This window comes from Mycobacterium gordonae, from assembly GCF_001417955.2.
GTDB classification, from domain to species: Bacteria; Actinomycetota; Actinomycetes; order Mycobacteriales; family Mycobacteriaceae; genus Mycobacterium; species Mycobacterium gordonae_B.
In genome coordinates this window covers 88,537-109,905 of record NZ_LKTM01000001.1, presented here as the reverse complement: position 1 = coordinate 109,905, position 21,369 = coordinate 88,537, and the positions used below count along the sequence as shown (strand labels likewise).

Here is a 21,369-nt window from a genome sequence, read left to right as displayed (position 1 = left end):
GCCAGGCCAGCAGGTCACGACGGCGGACCCCAGTGGCCGCCGTCCGGCCCGGCAGGACCATGGCGCGATCCGCGCTTAGTGAACGGTCCCGTTACTGATTCCCCAACCTACCCGCCGTAAACGCATACGGCCGAATTCATAGGATTCGTATCGAGTTGGGCGCTGTGCATACTTGTCGCCACTGGGTTCCGCGCGGTCTCGGCGCGGGTCACATCCTTCATTCATACTGCAGCACAACGTTTTTCGAAGTTAGTTCTGCACGTGCGCAATTGCCGAACCGTTGCACTTCGCGCGAACGCGTAGTCTGGAGTGGGTGTGCTCATCCCGTGGTCGTTTCCAGACCACAGGCATATTCCCCCGACTTGCGCGCCTGGTGGTGCGTTGGCCGTGGGCATGCGTGGTCTTCTGGGTGGCGCTGGCGGCTGTCCTGTCGGTCACGCTGTCGCCGCTGACTCAGGTGATCCGGGAGCGCACTGAAGAGATCCTGCCGCGCGATGCCCCCGTGATGGTCGCGAGCAGGCAGATGACGGCCGCGTTCCGCGAACCGGATTCGCAGAACATGGCTTTGGTGGTTCTCACCAATGAGCAGGGCCTCACGCCGGCCGACGAGGGCGTCTACCGCAGTTTGGTGGACAGGCTGCGAACCGACGCGCGCGACGTGGCGAGCGTGCACGATTTCATCGCGACGCCGGCACTGCGCGACGTGATGACCAGCAAAGACCACAAAGCCTGGTTCATTCCGGTAGGTGTGGCGGGACAGTTGGGATCGCCGCGATCGAATGAAGCGTATTCGCGGATCGCCGAGACCGCCCGGGAAACGGTCAGCGGGTCGACGCTCACCGCGAACATGACCGGAATCGCGGCCACTGTGTCCGAGCTCGCCGATATCGGGGAGCGCGACATGCGGGTGATCGAGATCACCACCATCGCCATGGTGTTGTTGATCCTGTTCGTGGTGTACCGCAACGTCGTCACGATGCTGCTGCCATTGCTGACCATCGGGGTGTCGCTCGTGTCGGCTCAGCAGGTGGTGTCGGGATTAGCCGGCGTCGGCCTGGGTATCTCCCAACAGACCGTCGTCTTCATGACGGCGATGATGGTCGGTGCCGGCGTGGATTACGCGGTCTTTCTCATCAGTCGCTATCACGAGAATCTACGGCGCGGTATGGCCTCGGATGCCGCCGTGGCGGCGGCGATCACCAGCATCGGAAAGGTGGTCGCGGCGTCGGCGGCCACGGTCGCGGTCACCTTCCTCGCCATGACATTCACCCGGCTGCAGGTTTTTTCAACGGTGGGTCCCGCGCTGGCGATTTCGATCTCCATTGCGTTTCTGGCTGCGATGACGCTCCTGCCGGCACTACTGGTGCTTGCCGGGCGCCGCGGCTGGGCGGCCCCGAGGCGCGACCACACCAGCCGTTTGTGGCGGCGCTCCGGCATTCACATCGTTCGGCGGCCGGTGGCCCATCTGGTCGGCAGCCTGCTTGTCCTGGCCGCTTTGGCGGCCTGCGTACCCCTGCTGCGTTCGAATTATGACGCGCGCACCACCCTGCCGCCGTCAGCGCAGAGCAACGTCGGCTACGCCGCCATGGACCGGCACTTTCCGCCGAGTTCCATCACACCGCAGTACATCTTCGTCCGGTCCCCGCACGATCTGCGCGACACGAAGGCTCTGGCTGACCTGGAGCAGATGGCTCAGCGGGTCAGTCAGCTGCCAGACATCGAGATGGTCCGCGGCGTCACCCGCCCGACCGGTGAACCGCTCGAACAGGCCAAATTGAGTTGGCAGGCCGGAGAGATCGGCCGGCGGCTGTCGGACGCATCCAGCCGCATCGCCGGCGCCGGCGGCGACCTCGACGCACTGACCTCGGGCGCGCGTCAGCTGGCCGACCAACTCACCGCCGTGCACAACCAGGTGAGTCAGGCGATCGGTCGCATCTCCGGCCTGCTCGGTGAACTCACCCGGATGCAGGAGCAGCTCAGCGGTTCGCGGCCGCCCACCGATGTCAACGCCATTCTGGCGCAGGCTGATTCAGTCCTCGCCGGTCTCGAGGCGAGTCCCGCATGTCATGCGGACCAGGTGTGCAGCAACGCGCGTGAGCAGCTGCAGCGGCTGGTTGCCCTCCGTGACAACAATTTTGGTCGAGGGGTGTCGACACAGCAACTACGGACCCTGCTCGGCAGTGCCGTGCAGACCCTGCGGGCTCTCAACCCGACTCAACTGCAGCAGCAGCTCGCCGGCCTCGAGCAGGGCGCCAACGCCCTGGCGAACGGCAGCCAGCGAATCGCCGCCGGTGTGCGCGCCCTGACCGACCAGACCAAGCAACTCGGCGGCAGTCTGGCCGAGGCATCCGAGCTGTTACTTTCCATGAAAAACAATGCTTCACAACCCGGCATGTCCGGTTTCTATGTTCCGCCGCAGGCCATGACCAGCTCCGATTTCCAGGCAATGGCATCGGCGTTCGTCTCCCCCGACGGCCATTCCGTGCGCTATCTGGTGCAGTCGAAGCTGGAGCCGTTCGACAGCAAGGCGATGGATCAGACCACGGCGATCGCCGATACAGCGCGAAGCGCGCAGTCCAATACCTCGCTCTCAGACGCATCGATAGCCATGACGGGCATGACGCCGATCTACACCGAAATGCGCGACTACTACAACCACGACCTGCGGTTCATCGTCGTCATGACCATCGCCATCGTCCTCCTCATCCTGGCAGTGCTGCTGCGGGCGATCGTCGCGCCGCTGTATCTGATTGCCACCGTGGTGATCTCGTATCTGCCCGCGCTGGGTATCGGCGTCATCGCCTTCCAGTTGATCGGCGGTCAGGACCTGGCCTGGAGCGTCCCGGGCATGGCATTCATCGTGCTCGTCGCCGTCGGCGCCGACTACAACCTACTGTTGATCTCCCGGATTCGCGACGAATCGCCGCGGGGACTGCGATCCGGCGTGATACGCACCGTCGGTACCACCGGTGGCGTGATCACCTCGGCAGGACTGATATTCGCCGCATCGATGTTCGGCATGCTGTTCGGCAGCATCAGCACCATGGTCCAAGCGGGCTTCATCATCGGGGCAGGCCTCCTGCTCGACACCTTCCTGGTTCGCACCGTCACCGTGCCGGCCCTGGCGGTGCTGATGGGCAGAGGCAATTGGTGGCCCTCCAGGCCACCGCCGCCGGAGAAGTCAATTTCGACGGCCAATGCACTTCGAGCAGAAACGCAACGCACGTAGGAGGATACGAATGGTCAACCACAACCGATTCGGCCGGGCGGCCGATCCGACGCCGCGCAGCAGCGGGAGCTTCATTCAACGTCCGCGTCCCGCAGGTGATTTCGCCCCCTGGATCAAACGCCAGTCCGGTCCGGCCGGGCGGAGCCAACACGGCGCCATCGTGGTCTTCCCACACGCCGGGGCAGCCGCTTCCAGTTACCGGACCTTGGCGAAGGCCCTCGCGGCTGGTGGCGACACCTTCGTCGTGCAGTACCCACGGCGGGCAGAGCGGCTCAATCATCCTGCGCCCGAGACGATTCACGACCTGGCGAATGAACTGTTCCAGGCTGGGCCGTGGCACCGTGCGGCGCCGCTGCGATTGTTCGGGCACAGCATGGGCGCGCTCGTCGCCTTCGAGTTCGCCCGGATCGCCGAGCAGCATCAGATCGCCGTGCACAAGCTCTGGGTGTCTGCCGGTCCGGTACCCTCGTCGGTGGCCGCGCTGCCCGAACTGCCCACCAGCACAAGCGAACTCCTCGCCGACTTGGCCCGCTTGGGCGGTACCGACCCGCGCCTGTTGGCTGACGAGGAGTTTGCGCAGTTGATGGCCGAAGCCGCTCGTTGCGACTACCAGGCGCTCAATCGGTACGAGTGCAGCGACCGGGTGCGTATCCGCGCGGACATCCACGCCTTCGGCGGCCGCAGTGACAATCGCGTCGACGCCGGGTCGTTGCGGCGCTGGGCGCACCACACCAACGGTTCCTTCGGGATGTCCCTCTTCGACGGCGGCCACTTCTTCATCAACGAACACACCAATACCGCCGCTAACCGCGTCATCACCGACGTGTGAGCACAGAGACCGATCGGAGACCTCACCAGTGCGACTTCAGACAGCTCCAGACCGAGCCGACAGCTCACCGAACACCGCAGAGCCGCAGGACAATCAGCTCTCACCGGCGGACCAGGCCATGTTCCGCACCCTGCGCGCCATGGACCGCGATGCCGTCGTCCAATGCGTGTGGCTGTACGAACACCCCATCGACCTGGAGGCTCTGGCGCGCTTTCACCACAACCTCGGCTATGGGCTACTGGGCCGCCGCATCGAGCGGTCGCCGATACCCTTCGCGCGCGACCGATGGGTGCGGGACAGATGGCCGACCGCCCTCGATATCGACGAATGCGCCCGCCCGCGAGCCGAACTCGGGGACTGGATCGACAATCGCGCCCGGCTGCCAGTTGATCCGGAGCGAGGCCCGGGTTGGCATCTCGGCGTCGTCCCGCTGACGGACGGGACGACGGTGGTGAGCCTGGTCGCCTCACACTGCCTGATCGACGGTCTCGGAGTGGTTCGCGCGATCGCGGACGCCGCCGCGGGCAACCGGCGCGAGCTCGGTTATCCGCCCCCGAGCTCGCGGCCCCGGCTCCGAGCAGTCAGGCAGGACGCCCGCCAGACGATCCAGGACGTCCCGGGGGCCGCACGTGCCCTCCGTGCCGCGGTCCGATTGTCACGTCAACGGAGACGCGGTGCCGCACCAGATCCAATCCCCGAGCGGCACAACGCTGGCGGCTTTGACCCCAACGAGCGCGTAGCGGTGCCGGCGGTCGTCATCCATATCGATGTCGAGGATTGGGATGCTCGCGCGGAGGCGCTCGGCGGCACCAGTCACCATCTGGCCGCCGGCCTGGCGGCGAAACTCGGGGAGCGACTGGGTCGCCGGCGGAGCGGTGACGGGGCCGTCGCCCTGCAGGTGCCGCTCAGCGACCGCACCGAACACGACACCCGGGCCAATACGCTGTCGTTCGTCAGCGTCGGCATCGACCCGTCCCTGGTGACGATCGACCTGGCGCAAACCCGCGCGGCCATCAGGAAGACGTTCGAGACGCTTCGGGAGAATCCCGAACAGGCCTCGCCCACCCTCCCGCTCGCCCCGCTGGTGCCGTTCATCCCCAGGCGGGTGCTCAAGCAGGCGGCCGAGGCCGAGTTCGCCTTCGGTGATCTGCCCGTGGCTTCCTCGAGTCTCGGTGAGCTGGCCGCCATGGCCGGCTGCCCCGACGGCACACCGGCCGAATTCGCCTTCGGGCGCGGCGTGATCCAGCGGGTGCTGCGGGGAGACCTTGAGCGCGCCCACGGCGAACTGTCGCTGTGGTTCCTGCGACTGGGCGGCAAGATGTGCATCACCGTCGGCGCGTACCAGGCCGGGGTCAGCAATTCGAAGCCGATGCTGCGCGACCTGGTGTCGCGCACCCTCGCCGAGTTCGGCCTCGAAGGAGTTGTCGAATGACGAACGTTGTCAACGCCGTTCCGGCGGCCGGACTGCCGCCGGGTCCACCCCGGATTGTTCCCAGGGCGCTACAGGGCCTCGCATTCTTCACCGCCCGGCGGCAGACCACGCAGTGGCTCACTCGCCGCTACGGTGGCGCATTCACGCTGCACCTGCCGGTGTTCGGACGACTGGTGGTGGTGGCTGAACCGAGCTTGGCAAAGCAGGTTTTCATGAGCCGGGGCGACAACCTCGGCGCTATCGAGCCCAACCTGAGCCGCCTGCTGGGTTCGGGCTCCGTCTTCGGCCTGGAGGGCACCGAGCACCGGCGCCGTCGTAAGCTGCTGGCGCAACCCTTCCATGCCGCCAACATGAAGAACTTTGAGCGGATCGTCGAGCAGGAGACGCTGCGCGAGATTCAGAACTGGCCACAGGGAACGGAATTCGCCACCCTGCCGGCGATGAAGGGGATCACGCTCAACGTCATCCTGCGAGCGGTGTTCGGGGCCGAAGGCGACGACTTCGAGGAACTGCGGCGGGTCATCGTGCCGTGGGCGAAACTCGGATCGCGCCTTTCGACACTGCCGATGCCGCGACGGACCTACGGCCGTTTCACGCCGTGGGGCCGTTTGGCGACGTGGCGACGCAGGTACGACACTGTCATCGATCGCCTGATCGACAAGGCGCAGCAGCGGCCGGAATCGGCGGAACACACCGACATCCTCTCGATGATGCTCGCCAGCTCATACGAAGACGGTTCGGTCATGTCCCGCAAGGACATCCGTGATGACCTACTCACCCTGCTCGTCGCCGGACACGAGACCACCGCCACCACCCTGGCTTGGGCGTTCGAGCGGCTCAGCCGCCAGCCTGAGGTCCTTTCGGCGCTGGTCGCCGAGGCCGAAACCGCAGACAGCACCCTGCGTCACGCGACGATATACGAAGTGCAGCGCACCCGCTCGGTCATCGATTTCTCCGGCCGCCGGGTCCGTGGCTCTGCGTTCGAACTGGGACCGAACACCGTCCCGCCCGGGTACTCCGTCGTCGTCAGCATCTCCGCATGCCACAACGACTCCGAGGCGTTTCCGGAGCCCGAGCGGTTTGATCCGCAGCGCTACATCCAGGGCAAACCGTCGCCTTTCGCCTGGATTCCATTCGGCGGCGGAACGCGGCGCTGCGCGGGGGCGGCATTCGCCAAGATGGAGATGGACGTCGTGTTGCGAACGGTGCTGCGCCACATGGAGATCCATCCTGCCGCCACGGCCGAAGAGACGATGCGGACCGGTGGCCTGGGATTTCTGCCGAGCGGCGGAGGGCGTGTCATCGTGCACCGTCGCGCGGCCGCCTAGTGTCAGAACCAGCTGTCCCGCATCTCCAGCGTGGTGCGGTCCAGTCTCTGGAGAAGATCCAGTTGCGGTCCGGTCCGGGGTAATTCGTAGTTGAAGAAGTAGCGGGCCGCGGATCGCTTGCCGTCATAGAAGTCGCCGGAACGGCCGTGCGCGGCGATGGCCTGCTCCAGCCATGCCCACGCGATGACCAGGTGGCCGAAGGCCTCGAGATACACCGCGCTGTTGGCCAGCGCGGCATCGACGTCGCCCGCCGCGAACATCGAGGTCGTGACACTGACCAGACGCTGCCACGCCTCGTCGAGTTGTTTCGCCATCGCAGCGACCTCGCCGGAAATCGCGCCGGCGCGTGACACGGTCGCGGCAACGGTTTTGGTCAACTCCGCCAGGCTGGCGCCGCCGCGTTGAGTTACCTTGCGGCCCAACAGGTCCAGGCTCTGAATACCATGCGTTCCTTCATGGATCGGGTTGAGCCGATTGTCGCGGTAGTGTTGCTCCACATCGTATTCGCGCGTGTACCCGTATCCGCCGTGCACCTGGATCGCCAGGCTGTTAGCTTCCAGACACCACTGCGACGGCCAGCTCTTCGCGACCGGCGTCAGGATGTCCAGCAGCAGCCCAGCAGACTCCGCTTCGGCGGCCGACTCCGGGCTGCTCTGGATATCGACGAGACGAGCGCAGTAGAGGGCCAGCGCCAGCGCGCCCTCGACGTACGACTTCTGCGCCAACAGCATTCGCTTGACGTCGGGATGCTCGATGATCGGCACCTGAGGCGTGGCAGGGTCCTTGCCGGTCACCGGCCGCCCCTGCGGGCGCTCCCGCGCATATTGCAGGGCCTTCAGATAGCCGGTGTAGCCCAGCGCGATCGCGCCCAGCCCGACACCTAGCCGCGCCTCATTCATCATGTGGAACATGTAGGAGAGGCCGCGATGCGGTTCGCCGACCAGGTAACCGACCGCGCCCGGCCGGCCGCCGGGCTGATGTCTGCCTTCACCGAAATTCAGCGCGGTATTGGTTATTCCGCGGTATCCCATCTTGTGGTTGAGGCCCGCCAGCACGACATCGTTGCGGTCGCCGACCGCTCCGTCATCCTGCACCAAGAACTTCGGGACGATGAACAGCGAGATTCCGCGGGTACCCGCGGGCGCGCCGGCAATCTTGGCCAGCACCAGATGCACGATGTTCTCCGACAATTCGTGATCGCCGCCGGAGATCCACATCTTGGAACCGAACAGGCGATAGCTGCCGTCGTCCTCTGGTTCGGCCCGGGTGGTGATGTCGGCCAGCGACGAACCGGCTTGCGGCTCGGACAGACACATCGTGCCGGTGAAGCGGCCGGCCAGGGTCGGCTTGACGAATCGCTCGATCTGCTCGGGCGTGCCGTAGTGCGCCAGCAGGTTGGCATTCGCCAGACTCAACAGAACGTAGCCGGCCGTGGCCACATTGGCGGCGTGGAACCACACGAGTCCGGCGCCGGCCACGACGGTGGGCAACTGCCATCCGCCCAGCGTGTCGTCCATGCTCATCGCCAGCAGGTCGGCCTTGGCGAATGCGTCCAACGCCTCCTTCACTTCGGGGATCACGGTGACCTTCTCGCCGTCGAACGTCGGCTCCTGCGCGTCGTTCTTCTTGTTGTGCGGCGCGAAGTAGCGGGTAGCGAGGTCTTCGCACAGATCCAGCAGCGCTGAGAACGTCTCCCGGGAATGCTCGGCGAAGCGATCCCGCTTCGGCAGGTCTTCTACCCCCAGCCACTCGAAAAGCAGGAAATCGAGATCGCGCCGGGACAGCAGATTGGACGCCATGGTCGTTTGCCCTTCCGTGTTGCTTCACCTGTGAGCGTACGGTGGAATGAAGAACTTATATGAGCTAACTAAGCGGCGCTGTCCGCGGGGAGGAGCGGGGCTGTGGCCCGAACCGACAATGACACGTGGAACCTGGCTTCCAGTGTGGGCGCGACCGCCATGGCGGTCGCCGCGTCGGCGTCCTTCGGCGACGCATCGGGATACCTCACGTCGCGCTATGCCCGCTGAGTGTGAATCTCACGGCGCGACACGCCGATTCACCGTCGCCTAATTCGCACTCGGCGGCGCAGCTCGCAGCGCGATAGCGCCCAGCGCCACAAACAGCCCGGCACCGGCGGTTGCGCCGAGCAGCGTTGTCTTCGGTGCTCCGGCTCGCAGGGCGATCAGCGATGCGGCGACGTCGGCCGCGTCGCAAATAAGCCCGGCCTGCAGCGCCGCCTTGTGTACGGCTGGTTCCGGGTAATGCAGGGCAGCACCCAAAACCAGGTCCCGCACACCAAAGAGCCGCGTGACAAGTCCGACGCTGGCGCCCTCGGGCAATTTGCCGAGCCCGAACACCCGCGAGCTCAGTGCTGGTGAAGCCCAGGAGATTCCGCCGGCGAACATCCGCATGGCGGACATCGCGGTGGCAGCGCGGTGCTGACTGGTTGTCATGATTGTGGTCATCGGGGCCCGACCTTCCGTTTGTAGTGGTTACTACAAACAGATCTAACCTGTAGTTGCGACTACAATCAAGGCCAAATGGGGCACAAGTACACGCGCGAACAGATCCTCGACGGCGCCGTCGCCTTGGCGATGAGACAAGGGCTCAGCTCGCTGACCTTCGGCGGCTTGGCCAAACACCTTGGTACCAGCGACCGCATGATCGTCTACTACTTTCCCAGCAAGGCCACCCTGGTCACCGACGTCCTCTTGGATATCGGCAACAGGCTTCAGCAGACACTGGCTCAGGCACTCGTCGAGCCCGCTGACGGCCACCGCCAGCTGGCCCGAACCGCCTTCCGGGTATTGGCCCAAGACGAGTTCGATCCGCTCTTCGCGGTCTACTTCGAAGTTTGCGGTCTGGCCGCCGCTGGCGTGGCGCCGTACCACGATCTCGCCGCTCCGCTGACCGAAGGCTGGATCACCTGGCTGGCCGAGTTCTTCACCGGTACCACGAAGCGGCGGCGCGCCGAAGCCGAGGCCAGCCTCGCACTCATCGACGGGATGCTGCTTCTGCGGCAACTCGCCGGGCCGGCGGCAGCTGACCGCGCCGCCAAAGTGCTGGGCGCCCGCTGATTCAGCTCAGCGTGTACCGAATCGGCAGGCGCTTGGGACCGCCGACGAAGGTAGTGGCGATCAATTGCGGATCATCAGCCATCTCAATGGATTTGATGCGCGGTATCAGTTCGGAGAAGAAGCTGTTCATCTCCAGGCGAGCCAGCGCGGCTCCCAGGCAAAAATGCACACCGTGTCCGAACGACAGATGCTTGTTGGGGTCGCGTCCGACATCGAACCGGAACGGGTCGGTGAACACCTCTTCGTCCCGGTTGGCCGAAACGTAAGACAGCAGCACGGATTCGCCCTTCGCGATCGGCACACCGCGCACTTCGGCGTCGGCCTGCGCGGTGCGCATGAACTCCTTGACTGGCACCACCCAGCGGATCATCTCCTCGACCGCGGTCCCCATCAGCCCAGTGTCCTGCTGCAGTCGCCGGAGCTCACCGGGGTTCTCCAACAGGGCCAGCAGTCCGCCGGAAATCGCGGCGCTGGTTGTGTCGTGGCCGGCGCTGGCCACGATCACGTAGTAGGAGATGGTGTCCATGTCGGACAGTGGCTCGCCGTTGATGGTGGCGTTGGCGATCGCTGATGCCAGGTCCTCGGTCGGATGCTCCCGGCGTGATGCGGTCAACGCGGAGAAGTAGTTGAAGAAGTCCAGCAGTGTCGCAAGGACGTCGGTGTTGACCTCGCCGCGGCGCAGTTCGGTGTCGTCACCGCCGAACATCTCCTGAGTCAGCTTGAGCATCCGAGGGAAGTCCGACTCCGGCAGACCGAGCAGCGAAAGAATCACGTACAGCGGGTAATTCACCGCGATCTCTTGCACGAAATCCAGCTCCGGACCGCGCTCGAGCATCTTGTCGACGTAGATCCTGGCCAGTTCGTCGCAGCGGGTTTTCAAGGCTCGCATCGCCTTTGGGCGAAACCAGTCGACCCCGATCTTGCGCATGTCGCGGTGATGAGGGTCGTCCATGTGGATCAGGGTGCGCAGGCCGATTCCCGCCTCCTGGTCTGCGAGCAGCTTCTCTTCCAACTCGGTGACCATCAGCAGCGGGCGGGGATGGTTGGTGAACAGGTCGTTCTGGCGCTCGATCGCCATCACGTCGGCGTGCTTGGTGATCGCCCAGAACGGCCGGTACCCTGCCACATCGACCCAGGACACCGGAGCGTGTGCCCGCAGGTGAGTCAGCGCCTCGTGCAACCGCTTCTCGTCGCTGTAGGCCGACGGGTCGGCCAGAACCCGTGCGGCCTTGTCCATGATCGGGGTGCTCATTGTGTCTCCTCAGGGTGCAGGTAACAGGGATGTCAGCGTCTGCAGGTGGACGACGATCGGGGCGGGTCAACAGCCACGGCAGCACCTCGTACTATGTGGAACGCTATCGTTCTAGATTATGCCTGCGCCCGCGAATGGGTCAAGATGTCGTTATGACCGGCCGTACCTATGGCGGACTGAGCCCTGAGCAGCGTTCACAGGGCCGCCGCGCACGCCTGGTGGAGGCAGCCCGTGCGCTGATCGCTGAGTCCGGCGTGGCGCCCCTGACCGTCGACGTTGTCGCGCAGCGGGCGAATCTCAGCAAGCGGTACTTCTACACCGAGTTCGCCACCAAAGACGACCTGCTCGACGCGTGCGCCGAAGAACTGTTCGGGCGCTTGTACGCGCAGATGGAGGAGGTGCTGGCCACTGCCCCGCTCGCCGAGCGCGTCGCCCGCACGGTGCGGGTGGTCGTGCACACCCTGGCCTCCGATCCCGCCGACGCACGGTTGTACATGGAATGCCCGGCGTACCCGCGGCTTCGCGAACGCCAGCAGCGCGCGGTGCGTGACTTCAGTGAGTACATGGCCGTTCATGCGATCGCCTTCAGCGGGGACCCCAGACCCGGCGTCGACCGGGTGCTGGCCACCAGGGCGCTGGTCGCCGGGACGACCGAGCTCATCATCGGCTGGCTGCACGGGGACATTGACACCGACGAGGACAGCATCGTCGCGACGCTGACCGCCACCTCACTCGGAGCGGCGGCGACGCTGTGAACAACCCGGTTTAGCGTCATGTCGGCCCGCGAACTGATCGTGCTGGGCACCGCCAGCCAAGCGCCCACCCGGTACCGCAACCAGAACGGATACCTGTTGCGCTGGGACGGCGAAGGACTGATGTTCGACCCCGGGGAGGGCACTCAGCGCCAAATGCTGCTAGCCGGCGTTGCGATGAGCAGCGTGACGCGGTTGTGCGTCACCCATTTTCACGGTGATCATTGCCTCGGCGTCCCGGGGATCATCCAGCGCCTGTCCCTGGACGAGGCCCAGCACCGGGTGCACGCCTATTTCCCCGCATCGGGCCAGCAGTACTTCGCCCGCCTGCATCACGCCTGCGTCTTTCATGACCGTGCCGACATCTACGCACAGCCCGTCGCCGTCGACGGTCCGGTGGCGGCGGGGGATTTCGGGGTGCTGGAAGCACGGCGGCTCGAGCATTCCACCGATGCGATCGGCTATCGGCTCATCGAGCCCGACGGTCGTAGATTCGTCCCCGAGCTCTTGGAGCGCTTCGGGCTCGACGGTCCGGCGGTCGGCCAACTGCATGCGGCCGGTTCCATCGACTGGGGCGGACGGACGGTGGATCTGTCGGAAGTCAGCGAGGCACGGCCGGGCCAACGGTTCGCCTTCGTGATGGACACCCGGCTGTGCGACGCGGTCTATGCCCTGGCCGATGGCGTGGACCTGCTGGTGATCGAGGCGACGTTTCTGAGTCGGGACTCGGACCTGGCCGCTCGCTACGGGCACCTCACGGCGCGGCAGGCCGCGCGGGTCGCGGCCGAATGTGGCGTGCGACGGCTGGTGCTGACCCATTTCTCTCAGCGCTACACCAGCACCCGGGAACACCATGACGAGGCGGCGGAGGTGTTCGACGGCGACCTCGTCATCGCCGAGGACCTGGCCCGGATACGGGTCCCCGAACGGCTGTAGGTCAGCGCTGTTGGCCGCACAGTTCGTGGTGGTAGAACCCGTTGCCGCCCAGCCTCTTTGCTTGGTACATCGCGGCGTCGGAAGCGGTGATGAGGTCGATCAGCAGTGCCTGAGGGTCACCGGGTGTCGTCTCGTCGAGGCGGGCACAGGCGGTGCCGACACTGGCCGTGACTCCCACCGTCGAGCCCGCGATCGCATTGCATATCTGTTTGGCCAGCTGCTCGGCGTTGCAGTTCGCGGCAGTGCCGGCCAGCAGAAATTCCTCGCCCCCACTGCGGGCCACCACCGCCTGTTCCTCAGCGGCGGCCAGCAGCGCCTGTCCGACCTGAACGAGCGCATAGTCGCCGGCGGCATGACCGCGGTTGTCATTGAGACCTTTGAAGTTGTCCAGATCGACCACCAACACCACCAGGTGGGCATCGATACCCCGGCGCGACAGCATCATCCCCAATGCGTTGTGCGCGAACGCACGCCGGTTCAGCAGGCCGGTCAGCGGGTCGCGGTCGGCGCGAAGGAGGTCTCCGGCCAGGGCGCGGACCAGGACCCCGATGGCCAACGGCAACGCGATGTTGACCTCGACCACCAGCCACAAATCGACCACGGCGAGGGATGGGTGTCCCGCCTTGGCCAACCGACCGGCCTCGAAGAGGCCGACAGCGGCGGCCACCGCGAAGTTGTACAGCACGAATCCGGTCGTGTGGAAGAAGGCCATATACGCGCCAAAGGTGGCGAACGCGATGCATCCGATCAACGCCGGCAGCGGCTTCGGGTGCGCAAGACACGCCAGCGCGACGGCGATGTTGCACGTCAGGCCGTAGGCCACCGACTGTGCCCGGGTCGGCCACCGCCAGACCCACAGCAACGCCCCTGCGGTCCCACCGGCGACGGCAGCCCAGGTCATGGCGACAGGCACCGCACCCCGCGGGCCGTCCGAGCCGAACAACAGGACCAGCAGACACAACACCAGCGACGTCGAGATGAAGGCCATCAGGGCCCGGGTGGCGCCACTGATGCCGCGCGCAGCCAGGTAGCCAGAGAGCCAGTCGAACTGGTCCGCCCGCTGCCACCGGCTGAAGATCCCGAGTCGACGCTTAATTGCCACCACCGATATCAGAGTCAAGGTGCCGGCCCGCCACATCCCCTGCCCCGAGGCCGACCCGCAGATTATTGCTGATAGCGGTCGCGTTGGCGACTACCCCAATCCGGGAGCCACCCGTTCGGACCACGGCACAGCCTGTTCGAGTTGCGCCGCCAGGCTGATCAACAGGGACTCACCAGCCAGCGGTGCCACGAACTGGACGCCCAGCGGCAGACCTTCGGCAGTCCAGTGCAGCGGCAGTGAGATCGCGGGGCGGCCGGTCAGATTGGCCAGTTGGGTGTACGGCACCCAGCCCAGGTTCTTCTCCACCAGGTCGTCGACGATTTTGGTATGACGCAGCAGACCGGCGGTGCGCGTCTTGATCAGCGCGTCGGATGCGCGTTGCAATACGGCCGGTAGATCGAATTCGCCGATCTTCGGCGGCGGCGTGGCCAGGGTTGGGGTCAGCAGCAGGTCATACGACTCGAAGAATCGGGTCAACCGGAGGGTGTGCTCGTGACGCCTCTCCACGGCGTCCACGTAGGCGATGCTGCTCGTTGCGCGACCCACTGCAGCCATGATCAGCGTGTCGCGCTCGAACGCGTCGTTGCCCGCACCGGTCAGACGTTTGGCCGCGTCGACGTCCCAGGCGAGATGGACGAACCAGGTGAGCAGGAAGTCGCGGGCCAGGGCGGCGTCGTCGTACGGCGCCTGCGGCAGTTCCTCGACGTGGTGTCCGAGCTCGGTCAAGGCACGCACAGTCGCCTCGACGGCGGCAAACGCTTCCGGGTGGGGCTCCGGAGTGATCGCCGACGGCACCCGCACCCCGATCCGGAGTTTTCCAGGGTCCTGGCCCACCGCGGCCGCGAATGGGGCGGCGGGCAGCGCGGGCACGTAGGGCCCGGACGGCTCGCCGCCGCAGATGACGTCCAGCATTGCCGCGGTGTCCCGCACGGTCCGTGACACGACACCCTGCACTGCCGCGCCGTGCATGGACTCGCTGGTGGTCGGTCCCATCGGGGTGAGCCCACGACCTGGTTTGAGACCGACCAGGCCGCAGCAGGCCGCCGGGATACGAATCGACCCACCACCGTCGTTGGCGCCCGCACACGGCACGATGCCGGCGGCGACGGCCGCTGCCGACCCTCCCGAAGATCCGCCCGGTGTTCGCTGCAGGTCCCACGGATTGCGCGCCGGACCCCACGCCTCCGATTCAGTGATTCCCTTCGCCCCGAACTCCGGCAGGTTGGTCTTGCCGAAGATGACCAGACCGGAGTCGATCCAGCGCTGCACGATGGTCGAGTGTTCGCCGACGGGCGTCGTCATCAGGGCGCGGGATCCCTGCGAGCTGGGCAGGCCCGCGTAGTCCTGGGCGAGGTCCTTGATCAGGAAAGGAACACCGGCGAACGGGCCTTGCAGCTGGTCACCAGGCGCGGCCGGAACATCGCGCACGATTGCGTTGATCCGCGGGTTGACGGCCGCGGCCTGCTCCCGGGCGAGCGTGAGCAGCTCGGCCGGCGATACCTCCTTGTCGGCGACCAGTTTCGCCAGCCCGGTGGCGTCATAGGTCCGGTACTCCTCAAAGTTCATGGCTCGACCGTATGCGCCGAAGCCGCCTTTGGGTAAGCCGCGCGGGTTTCGGAACCCGTCAATGCGGCGATCCTGACTGGATGAATCCCGACCAGCAAGACGACAGCTCTGCCGCGCCGGTGCCGGAGGACGCGCGCGAGACGACGCCCGCGCAGCGCGTGGAGGAAGACCGACTGGAACACCAGGACGGTGATCCCGACGCGCCTGCTGCTCAGCAATCGGGCGACGACGTCGCCGACGAGACCACGCGTTAGCCGCTACAGGTAGAGCCCGGCCGGCACGACGGCCCGGTAGCGGCCGTTGCCGATCTCCGCCAACAATGTTGCGGCATCGATGGTTTCGCCGTCACCGGCCAGCACTGCCCGGCGAACGACTTCGCGGATGTCGCTACCGCTGGTCCGCTCGGGCAACGCGGCGACGACCGCGGACGTGTCGACGTCGCGGCCGCCGGGGATGCCGCGGATCAGCGCCTCCAGAATCCGCGCCGCGTCGGTACGACTGGGGTATCCGACCTCGACGACAGAATCGAAGCGCCCGGTACGGATGACGGCCTTGTCCAACGTCGCCGCGTCGTTGGTGGAGGCCAGCGTCAGGATGCGGGCGTCGGCCTCGATGTCCATGGCCTGCAACAATTCCGACAGTCCAGCGTCACCGGACCCGCGGCTGCGGCACCACAGGTCGACGTCCTCGAGCACGATCAGCACCGGACCGCCCAGCCGCTGGGCCTCCTCCACCACCGCGGTCAGCAAATCCTCACCCGCTTTGGCCTCCACGTAGATCACCGTGAATTCGCCGACGACTTCACGAGCCACCACCGCGCTCACGGCCGATTTACCGGTGCCGGGTGGTCCGCACAGGAGCACTCCGCGCCGTGCTCCCAAGCCGTGCGCACGGAGCGCTTCGTGCCGGTCGCGCACGGCGGTGACTCCGAGGTCGACCTCGGTCCACACCTGGTCGGGGACGATGACGGTTTCGCGGGTGACCGTCGAAGGCAGATCGATGACCGCGAAGCTGAGTCCGTGGTTGTTGGTGGCGCGCACCGCGCGGCCACGGTACGGGTTCAACTCGTTGGCGCGCTGAGCCAGACGATCCAGCACCGCGCGGGCGTGGGCCTGGTTGTCCGGCGTGACGAAGGCGCTCACTTCGGGCGAATGCATGATGCCGTCGCGTGCCTCGATGTGCAGTACGCATCCGGCGTCGCGTAAAAGCGACCCGGCCGGGAAATGCACGCGCAGACACAGCGGGTGCCGGTAGCGCTGGTCGCCGATCTCGGTCTGCGTCCACTTCGGCGGGTAGGCGCACTCACCCGGACCGACCTCGCACACGGCCGAGTGCTCCTCGATCCACTCAGCCAATGCCAGAGCGGTGGTCAGCCGGGATACCGGATTGAGTCCGCGTTCCTCATCGAGGAGGTAACCACAATCCGGCACGCCCAGGCAGCGCGCGGTGAATCGTTCGGCGTTCTCGGCGCTTTCGCGCTCGGCGACGCCGACGAGCAACTCACCGAGCGCACGCAGGGCGGGACGCACCCCGTAGTCGAGGCCGTCCAGCCAGACACCGACGTCATCGATCGTTCGACGGTGCGCGGCACCGCCGCCGGTCATCCCGGCGGTCAGGTCGGTCAGTTGGTCATTGGTGAGAGTCATCGCCTTGTGGTGGTTGTCGGTTGGTGAGCAGCGGTCCACCATCGCACCCGGCGCAGCAGGGGTCAACTGTTTTTCCGCACCGGCCGTGCGAGGATTCAAGGTGGCCGACGACGCGACGGAGGTTCGGATGCCCGGGCAGATCCCCTTGGTCGACTATCTGGTGCTCGATGACGGAGACCCGCACCTCGTAGCCCGGGAGTGCACCCATTGTGGCGCCCGATTCTTCGATCGCCGCAACGCCTGCGCCGGCTGCTTCGCGACCGAATTCACCAGCGTTCCCGTCTCGACCGAAGGCACCGTGCGGACATTCACCATCGTCACCTTCGCCGCGCCGGGAATCCCCACCCCGTTCGTCGCGTCGGTCGTCGACTGCGACGGCACCCAGGTCCGGGCCAACCTCGTCAATGTCGAGCCCGACCCCGAACACGTGCGGGACGGGATGAAAGTGCGACTGGCCACCTTCCCGATCGGTACCGACTCCGAAGGTACCGAGGCGATCGGCTTCGGCTTCGAGCCCGCCGAGTGATCGACCGATTCGTAGAGGAGCAGCAGCGATGAGCGCCAGCGACGACATCTGGATCCTCGGCATCCGAATGACCAAGTTCGGCAAGCACTCCGACCTCGACACCGTCGACCTGGCCGCCGAGGCCGCGATGGGCGCGCTGTCCGATGCCGGAGTGACGATGGCTGACATCGGCGTCCTCGCGGCCGGCAACCTGATGGCCGCCAATGCCGGTATCGGACAACAGCTGCAAAAGCAGATCGGCCAGACCGGCATCCCGGTGTACAACGTGGCGAACGCCTGCGCCACCGGTGCCACCGCGCTGCGCACCGCGATCATGGCCGTCAAAGCCGGCGAGGTCGCGTACGGGATGGCTGTCGGTGTCGAAAAGTTATCGGGCGCAGGGCTACTCGGAGGCGGCGGCAGAAAGAAATCCGACGCCGACGTGTGGGAGCCGAAGGGTCGCTACGGGGCGGTCGCACCGGTCGACGGGCGGATCGGCACCGAGGCCATGCCGGGGGTGTTCGCTCAGATCGGTACCGAGTACGGGCACAAGTACGGCGGCACCAGCTTTGAGTTGTTCGCCCGTATCAGCGAGAAGAACCATGCACATTCGACGCTCAATCCGCTTGCGGCATACCAGAAGAGGTTCACTCTCGAGCAGATCATGAATGACGTGATGATCGCTTACCCGAACACCCGCCCGATGTGCTCGGCCAACTGCGACGGTGCCGCGGCTGCGGTTGTGTGCAACGGTGATACGTTGAAATCGCTTTCACTGCAACAACGTCGGCGGGCGGTGAAGGTGTCGGCGTCAGTACTGACCACCGACCCCTACGAAGAGGGCTGCCAGGTGCTGCCGAACGTCAACACCCTGACCCGCAACGCCGCCGCGACCGCCTACGACCAAGCCGGCATTGGCCCCCGCGATCTGGACCTGGTCGAGCTGCACGACTGTTTCGCCACCGCGGAGCTGGTGCACTACGACAACTTGATGTTGTGCGAAGAAGGCGGCGCCGCAGACTTTTTCAACTCGGGCGCCACCTGGCGCGACGGCGCGACGCCGGTCAATGTGTCCGGCGGGCTGCAGTCCAAGGGCCATCCCATCGCGGCCACCGGCATCGCCAACATCTGGGAGATCTGCCACCACCTGCGTGGCGAGGCCGGTGACCGTCAGATCGAGGGTGCCAAGGTCGGCCTGGCTCATGTGATCGGCCTGGGTTCGGCGTGCGGCGTTCATGTGCTGGAGAAGGCCGCGGTCTAGGCCACTTTACGGCGCGCTAGGCGATCTGCGACGCGAGCAGTTGGGACGCGTTGTACAAGCCGGTGACCAGGCCGCTGAGCGGCGTCCCCGCCACGGGTACGGTGAGTGATCCGACGATCGGCAGCCCGCTCAACGACGCGGTGTACCCGGTGTTGGGCACGAGAATTCCGTTCAACGGCAGGTTGATGACGGTGGGGTAGCCACTGATGTCGAAACCGATTGGGAGCGTGGTCTGGCCGTTGAGGAAGCCGTCGGCGATGACGGCGGGCGCGTCGATGACCGCGGCGGCCGCCCCGGCCCAGTCGCCGGTGCGCACCGCGTCACCGAACGTCGTGAAGCTGGAGTCGATCGCGATCAACGCGTTGACCGGTGCACCCAATGCGTCGACAAGAAGTGTCACCGGAAGGCCGAATGTCGCTGCGAGAGAGACGTTCACAGACGGCGGTATCGGAATGAGCCGGATCGAGATCAATGCGTCCGCGGTGATCGACGTGTCCGTCACCGTGTTGACGACGTTGGTGAAGTTCTGGGAGATATGCGCCGGGATGGAGCCGGCCGGCAAAAGGTTGGTGAAGTTCTGAGCCATCATTCCCGGAATGGTGAGGATGGGTAACAGGGCCCCTACCGAACCCGCCGGGGTGACGGTGGCGGTGAGACCGGGCGGACTCAGGGGATCTCCGGTGCTGGTGACGTCGACACCGGTGATGAAAAGGTTCCCCAAGCCCGTCGCGACATCGCTGACGGCACCACCGATGTCGCCCGCCATAAGTGCCTGGCCCGCCGACTGGAAGGCTGCCGGTAGCCCCTGCAGTCCGGCGACGAAGTCGGTGGCTGCGTGTTGCAGAGACGTGCCGATGATCTGGGCGTACGCGACCTGGTTGGCGACGAACTGCTGTAGGTAGGGCGCCGGATTGAAGGTCACCAACGCCTGGATGGCCGCCCGGATATTCGCCGGCAGATCGGCCAGCACGGTCGGCAGGTTCTGGATCACATTTTGGATGTCCGCGGCGATCGTCTCCGCGTACGCCATCTGGTTGGTGATCAACTGTCGCAGGAACGGCGCCGGGTTGGCGGACCACACGGCGTTGAGAGTCTGCAAGTTTGCGGCGGTGTTCTCGTAGAGCGTTTGATACGCGCCACCTACATTGCCGAGGCCGCTGGCAATTCCGGTCAGGCCGGTCCCGGCGGGACCGGAAAGCAATGGGGAAGCGCTCTCGGCGTTGGCGATCTCGGTGCTGAGATAAGCCCCCGCGGCTGCGTTCAACATACTGACGAACTCCGCATGAAACGCGTGCACTCGAGCGTTGACGACTTGGAATTCCTCACCGAAATCGGCGAATACCGTTGCGATCGCGGCCGATACCTCGTCCGCGGCGGCGGGCACCACGGCACTTGTCGGCGCTGCGACCGACGAAGTGGCCTCGGCCAGCATCGAACGGATTCCCGCCAGATCCAGGGCTGCCGCCGCTACCTGCTGCGGCGCCGCCACGACGAACGACATGATCACCACCCCCACCGACTGCCGTCCAGGCAATTCGACTGTAGTGGGACGGCGCCCTCTCGCGTGGGAGAACTCCGGACGGGCCTAGGTGACGGACGCCGCGTAGATCTGCTCGATGTTCGAACCGAGCTTGGCGTCGAACTCGGCTTCGGTCTGGTCGACCATCAAGCCCTCGGTCAGGGCGCGCGAGAAGCTTGCGATGAGGCCGTGGTTGCGCGCCAGGATCTCGCAACTCTCCACCAGGCTGTAGCCGCCGGACAGGGCCACCACCCGCAACACCCGTGGATGCTCGATCAGCGGCGTGTAGAGGTTGTCTTCGGTGGGCAATGTCAGCTTGAGCATCACCTGCGTATCCCCGGGCGCCTCATCGAGTTTCGCGCTCAGCGCGGCCAGTAGCAGGCTGTCGGCCTTGAGCTTGTCGGGGCTTTTGATGCTCACTTCGGGCTCGATGATCGGCATGAGTCCGCGCTCGGCGATCCGGTATGCGTAGTCGAACTGCTGGTCGACGATCGCCTTGATCCCCTGATCATTCGGCTCCTGGATGAACGAACGCATCTTCGTGCCGAAGATCCCGTGCTCTACGGCGCGGTCCAATAAGGGGTCGAGCTTGGTCATGGGCTTCATGAGCTGGACGCCGTTGTCGGCATCGGCGAGACCCTGGTCGACCTTCACGAATGGCACGACGCGCTTCTGCTCCCACAGAAATGCCGCCGTGTCCTGACCCTCGATGGTCCGGTCCATGGTCTGTTCGAAGAGGATGGTGGCCAGGACCCGCTCGCCGGTAAAGCTCGGACTCGACATGATGCGTTCCCGCATCTGGTGGATCAGGTCGAACATCTTCTCGTCGCTGTCGTACGCGTCTTCCGAAATTCCATACAGCTTCAGCGCTTTCGGGCTGCTTCCGCCACTTTGATCCAGCGCGGCGATAAAGCCGGGCCGCGACGCCATCGCGT

The 21,369-nt window shown here is 65.7% G+C and carries 19 protein-coding genes; 11 read left to right on the top strand and 8 right to left on the bottom strand.

All coding sequences use genetic code 11. The features are described 5' to 3' along the window. Nucleotides 1-313: 313 nt before the first annotated feature. From AO501_RS00535 to AO501_RS00520, 4 genes are all read left to right on the top strand, one after another. Nucleotides 314-3,229 carry an RND family transporter gene (locus AO501_RS00535; protein ID WP_055575829.1) on the top strand — a complete coding sequence of 972 codons (2,916 nt, stop codon included), beginning with the start codon at nucleotides 314-316 and terminating at the stop codon, nucleotides 3,227-3,229. Between the two features lie 10 nt (nucleotides 3,230-3,239). Further along, on the top strand, nucleotides 3,240-4,058 hold the full coding sequence (locus AO501_RS00530) for a thioesterase II family protein (protein ID WP_082658307.1): 819 nt from the start codon (nucleotides 3,240-3,242) through the stop codon (nucleotides 4,056-4,058). Between the two features lie 118 nt (nucleotides 4,059-4,176). Continuing rightward, nucleotides 4,177-5,490 carry a hypothetical protein gene (locus AO501_RS00525; protein ID WP_055576130.1) on the top strand — a complete coding sequence of 438 codons (1,314 nt, stop codon included), beginning with the start codon at nucleotides 4,177-4,179 and terminating at the stop codon, nucleotides 5,488-5,490. Next, nucleotides 5,487-6,818, top strand: a complete 1,332-nt coding sequence (locus AO501_RS00520; protein ID WP_055575828.1) for a cytochrome P450 — start codon at nucleotides 5,487-5,489, stop codon at nucleotides 6,816-6,818. Before AO501_RS00525 ends, AO501_RS00520 begins: the two co-directional genes overlap by 4 nt. A 2-nt stretch (nucleotides 6,819-6,820) precedes the next feature. Here AO501_RS00520 and AO501_RS00515 read toward each other — a convergent pair whose 3' ends face one another. After that, a complete protein-coding gene (locus AO501_RS00515; RefSeq protein WP_055575827.1) occupies nucleotides 6,821-8,617 on the bottom strand; it encodes an acyl-CoA dehydrogenase in 1,797 nt (598 codons plus the stop codon). 102 nt (nucleotides 8,618-8,719) lie between these two features. Here AO501_RS00515 and AO501_RS39955 point away from each other — a divergent pair, with 102 nt between their 5' ends. Continuing rightward, nucleotides 8,720-8,845 carry a hypothetical protein gene (locus tag AO501_RS39955; RefSeq protein ID WP_269435160.1) on the top strand — a complete coding sequence of 42 codons (126 nt, stop codon included), beginning with the start codon at nucleotides 8,720-8,722 and terminating at the stop codon, nucleotides 8,843-8,845. A 39-nt stretch (nucleotides 8,846-8,884) separates the two neighbouring features. Here AO501_RS39955 and AO501_RS00510 read toward each other — a convergent pair whose 3' ends face one another. Next, nucleotides 8,885-9,283: a hypothetical protein gene (locus AO501_RS00510; RefSeq protein ID WP_055575826.1), complete on the bottom strand. Its 399-nt coding sequence runs from the start codon at nucleotides 9,281-9,283 to the stop codon at nucleotides 8,885-8,887. Nucleotides 9,284-9,358: 75 nt separating this feature from the next. Here AO501_RS00510 and AO501_RS00505 point away from each other — a divergent pair, with 75 nt between their 5' ends. Next, nucleotides 9,359-9,895 (top strand): TetR/AcrR family transcriptional regulator, encoded by a 537-nt coding sequence (locus AO501_RS00505; RefSeq protein ID WP_055575825.1) that lies wholly within the window; start codon nucleotides 9,359-9,361, stop codon nucleotides 9,893-9,895. A gap of 1 nt (nucleotide 9,896) precedes the next feature. Here AO501_RS00505 and AO501_RS00500 read toward each other — a convergent pair whose 3' ends face one another. After that, nucleotides 9,897-11,147, bottom strand: coding sequence for a cytochrome P450 (locus tag AO501_RS00500; protein ID WP_055575824.1), 1,251 nt, complete (start codon nucleotides 11,145-11,147; stop codon nucleotides 9,897-9,899). A 152-nt stretch (nucleotides 11,148-11,299) separates the two neighbouring features. Between AO501_RS00500 and AO501_RS00495 the strand changes: the two genes are divergently transcribed. Beyond that, nucleotides 11,300-11,902 (top strand): TetR/AcrR family transcriptional regulator, encoded by a 603-nt coding sequence (locus tag AO501_RS00495; RefSeq protein WP_055575823.1) that lies wholly within the window; start codon nucleotides 11,300-11,302, stop codon nucleotides 11,900-11,902. An 18-nt stretch (nucleotides 11,903-11,920) separates the two neighbouring features. Beyond that, the gene (locus tag AO501_RS00490) at nucleotides 11,921-12,835 is read left to right on the top strand and encodes a ribonuclease Z (RefSeq protein ID WP_055575822.1); all 915 of its coding nucleotides are present in this window, start codon (nucleotides 11,921-11,923) and stop codon (nucleotides 12,833-12,835) included. 1 nt (nucleotide 12,836) lies between these two features. Here AO501_RS00490 and AO501_RS00485 read toward each other — a convergent pair whose 3' ends face one another. Together AO501_RS00485 and AO501_RS00480 are read right to left on the bottom strand one after the other, a co-directional pair. Next, nucleotides 12,837-13,940 carry a sensor domain-containing diguanylate cyclase gene (locus AO501_RS00485; protein WP_231752273.1) on the bottom strand — a complete coding sequence of 368 codons (1,104 nt, stop codon included), beginning with the start codon at nucleotides 13,938-13,940 and terminating at the stop codon, nucleotides 12,837-12,839. A gap of 87 nt (nucleotides 13,941-14,027) precedes the next feature. Further along, entirely contained in the window at nucleotides 14,028-15,503 is a 1,476-nt protein-coding gene (locus AO501_RS00480; RefSeq protein ID WP_055575821.1) for an amidase, read from the bottom strand. An 80-nt stretch (nucleotides 15,504-15,583) separates the two neighbouring features. On the opposite strand from AO501_RS00480, the gene AO501_RS37645 reads away from it, so the two are divergent. Next, nucleotides 15,584-15,757: a hypothetical protein gene (locus tag AO501_RS37645; RefSeq protein ID WP_197419724.1), complete on the top strand. Its 174-nt coding sequence runs from the start codon at nucleotides 15,584-15,586 to the stop codon at nucleotides 15,755-15,757. Nucleotides 15,758-15,760: 3 nt separating this feature from the next. On the opposite strand, the gene AO501_RS00475 is transcribed toward AO501_RS37645, so the two are convergent. Beyond that, on the bottom strand, nucleotides 15,761-17,149 hold the full coding sequence (locus tag AO501_RS00475; protein WP_055576128.1) for an AAA family ATPase: 1,389 nt from the start codon (nucleotides 17,147-17,149) through the stop codon (nucleotides 15,761-15,763). Between the two features lie 127 nt (nucleotides 17,150-17,276). On the opposite strand from AO501_RS00475, the gene AO501_RS00470 reads away from it, so the two are divergent. Further along, a complete protein-coding gene (locus tag AO501_RS00470; RefSeq protein ID WP_055576127.1) occupies nucleotides 17,277-17,675 on the top strand; it encodes a Zn-ribbon domain-containing OB-fold protein in 399 nt (132 codons plus the stop codon). Between the two features lie 28 nt (nucleotides 17,676-17,703). Beyond that, nucleotides 17,704-18,915, top strand: coding sequence for a thiolase family protein (locus tag AO501_RS00465; protein WP_055575820.1), 1,212 nt, complete (start codon nucleotides 17,704-17,706; stop codon nucleotides 18,913-18,915). A 16-nt stretch (nucleotides 18,916-18,931) separates the two neighbouring features. Here AO501_RS00465 and AO501_RS00460 read toward each other — a convergent pair whose 3' ends face one another. Together AO501_RS00460 and AO501_RS00455 are read right to left on the bottom strand one after the other, a co-directional pair. After that, entirely contained in the window at nucleotides 18,932-20,416 is a 1,485-nt protein-coding gene (locus AO501_RS00460; protein WP_082658321.1) for a PE family protein, read from the bottom strand. Between the two features lie 84 nt (nucleotides 20,417-20,500). After that, nucleotides 20,501-21,364: a fructose bisphosphate aldolase gene (locus AO501_RS00455; RefSeq protein WP_055576126.1), complete on the bottom strand. Its 864-nt coding sequence runs from the start codon at nucleotides 21,362-21,364 to the stop codon at nucleotides 20,501-20,503. Nucleotides 21,365-21,369 lie beyond the last annotated feature (5 nt).

Bases quoted from the DNA above. Each gene is read 5' to 3' on its own strand.
- AO501_RS00500 (WP_055575824.1), bottom strand. From the start codon at position 11,147: ATGAGCACCCCGATCATGGACAAGGCCGCACGGGTTCTGGCCGACCCG.
- AO501_RS00475 (WP_055576128.1), bottom strand. From the start codon at position 17,149: ATGACTCTCACCAATGACCAACTGACCGACCTGACCGCCGGGATGACC.
- AO501_RS00460 (WP_082658321.1), bottom strand. From the start codon at position 20,416: ATGTCGTTCGTCGTGGCGGCGCCGCAGCAGGTAGCGGCGGCAGCCCTG.
- AO501_RS00525 (WP_055576130.1), top strand. From the start codon at position 4,177: ATGTTCCGCACCCTGCGCGCCATGGACCGCGATGCCGTCGTCCAATGC.
- AO501_RS00480 (WP_055575821.1), bottom strand. From the start codon at position 15,503: ATGAACTTTGAGGAGTACCGGACCTATGACGCCACCGGGCTGGCGAAA.
- AO501_RS00490 (WP_055575822.1), top strand. From the start codon at position 11,921: ATGTCGGCCCGCGAACTGATCGTGCTGGGCACCGCCAGCCAAGCGCCC.
- AO501_RS00505 (WP_055575825.1), top strand. From the start codon at position 9,359: ATGGGGCACAAGTACACGCGCGAACAGATCCTCGACGGCGCCGTCGCC.
- AO501_RS00510 (WP_055575826.1), bottom strand. From the start codon at position 9,283: ATGACCACAATCATGACAACCAGTCAGCACCGCGCTGCCACCGCGATG.
- AO501_RS00515 (WP_055575827.1), bottom strand. From the start codon at position 8,617: ATGGCGTCCAATCTGCTGTCCCGGCGCGATCTCGATTTCCTGCTTTTC.
- AO501_RS00470 (WP_055576127.1), top strand. From the start codon at position 17,277: ATGCCCGGGCAGATCCCCTTGGTCGACTATCTGGTGCTCGATGACGGA.
- AO501_RS00530 (WP_082658307.1), top strand. From the start codon at position 3,240: ATGGTCAACCACAACCGATTCGGCCGGGCGGCCGATCCGACGCCGCGC.
- AO501_RS37645 (WP_197419724.1), top strand. From the start codon at position 15,584: ATGAATCCCGACCAGCAAGACGACAGCTCTGCCGCGCCGGTGCCGGAG.
- AO501_RS00495 (WP_055575823.1), top strand. From the start codon at position 11,300: ATGACCGGCCGTACCTATGGCGGACTGAGCCCTGAGCAGCGTTCACAG.
- AO501_RS00455 (WP_055576126.1), bottom strand. From the start codon at position 21,364: ATGGCGTCGCGGCCCGGCTTTATCGCCGCGCTGGATCAAAGTGGCGGA.
- AO501_RS00520 (WP_055575828.1), top strand. From the start codon at position 5,487: ATGACGAACGTTGTCAACGCCGTTCCGGCGGCCGGACTGCCGCCGGGT.
- AO501_RS00465 (WP_055575820.1), top strand. From the start codon at position 17,704: ATGAGCGCCAGCGACGACATCTGGATCCTCGGCATCCGAATGACCAAG.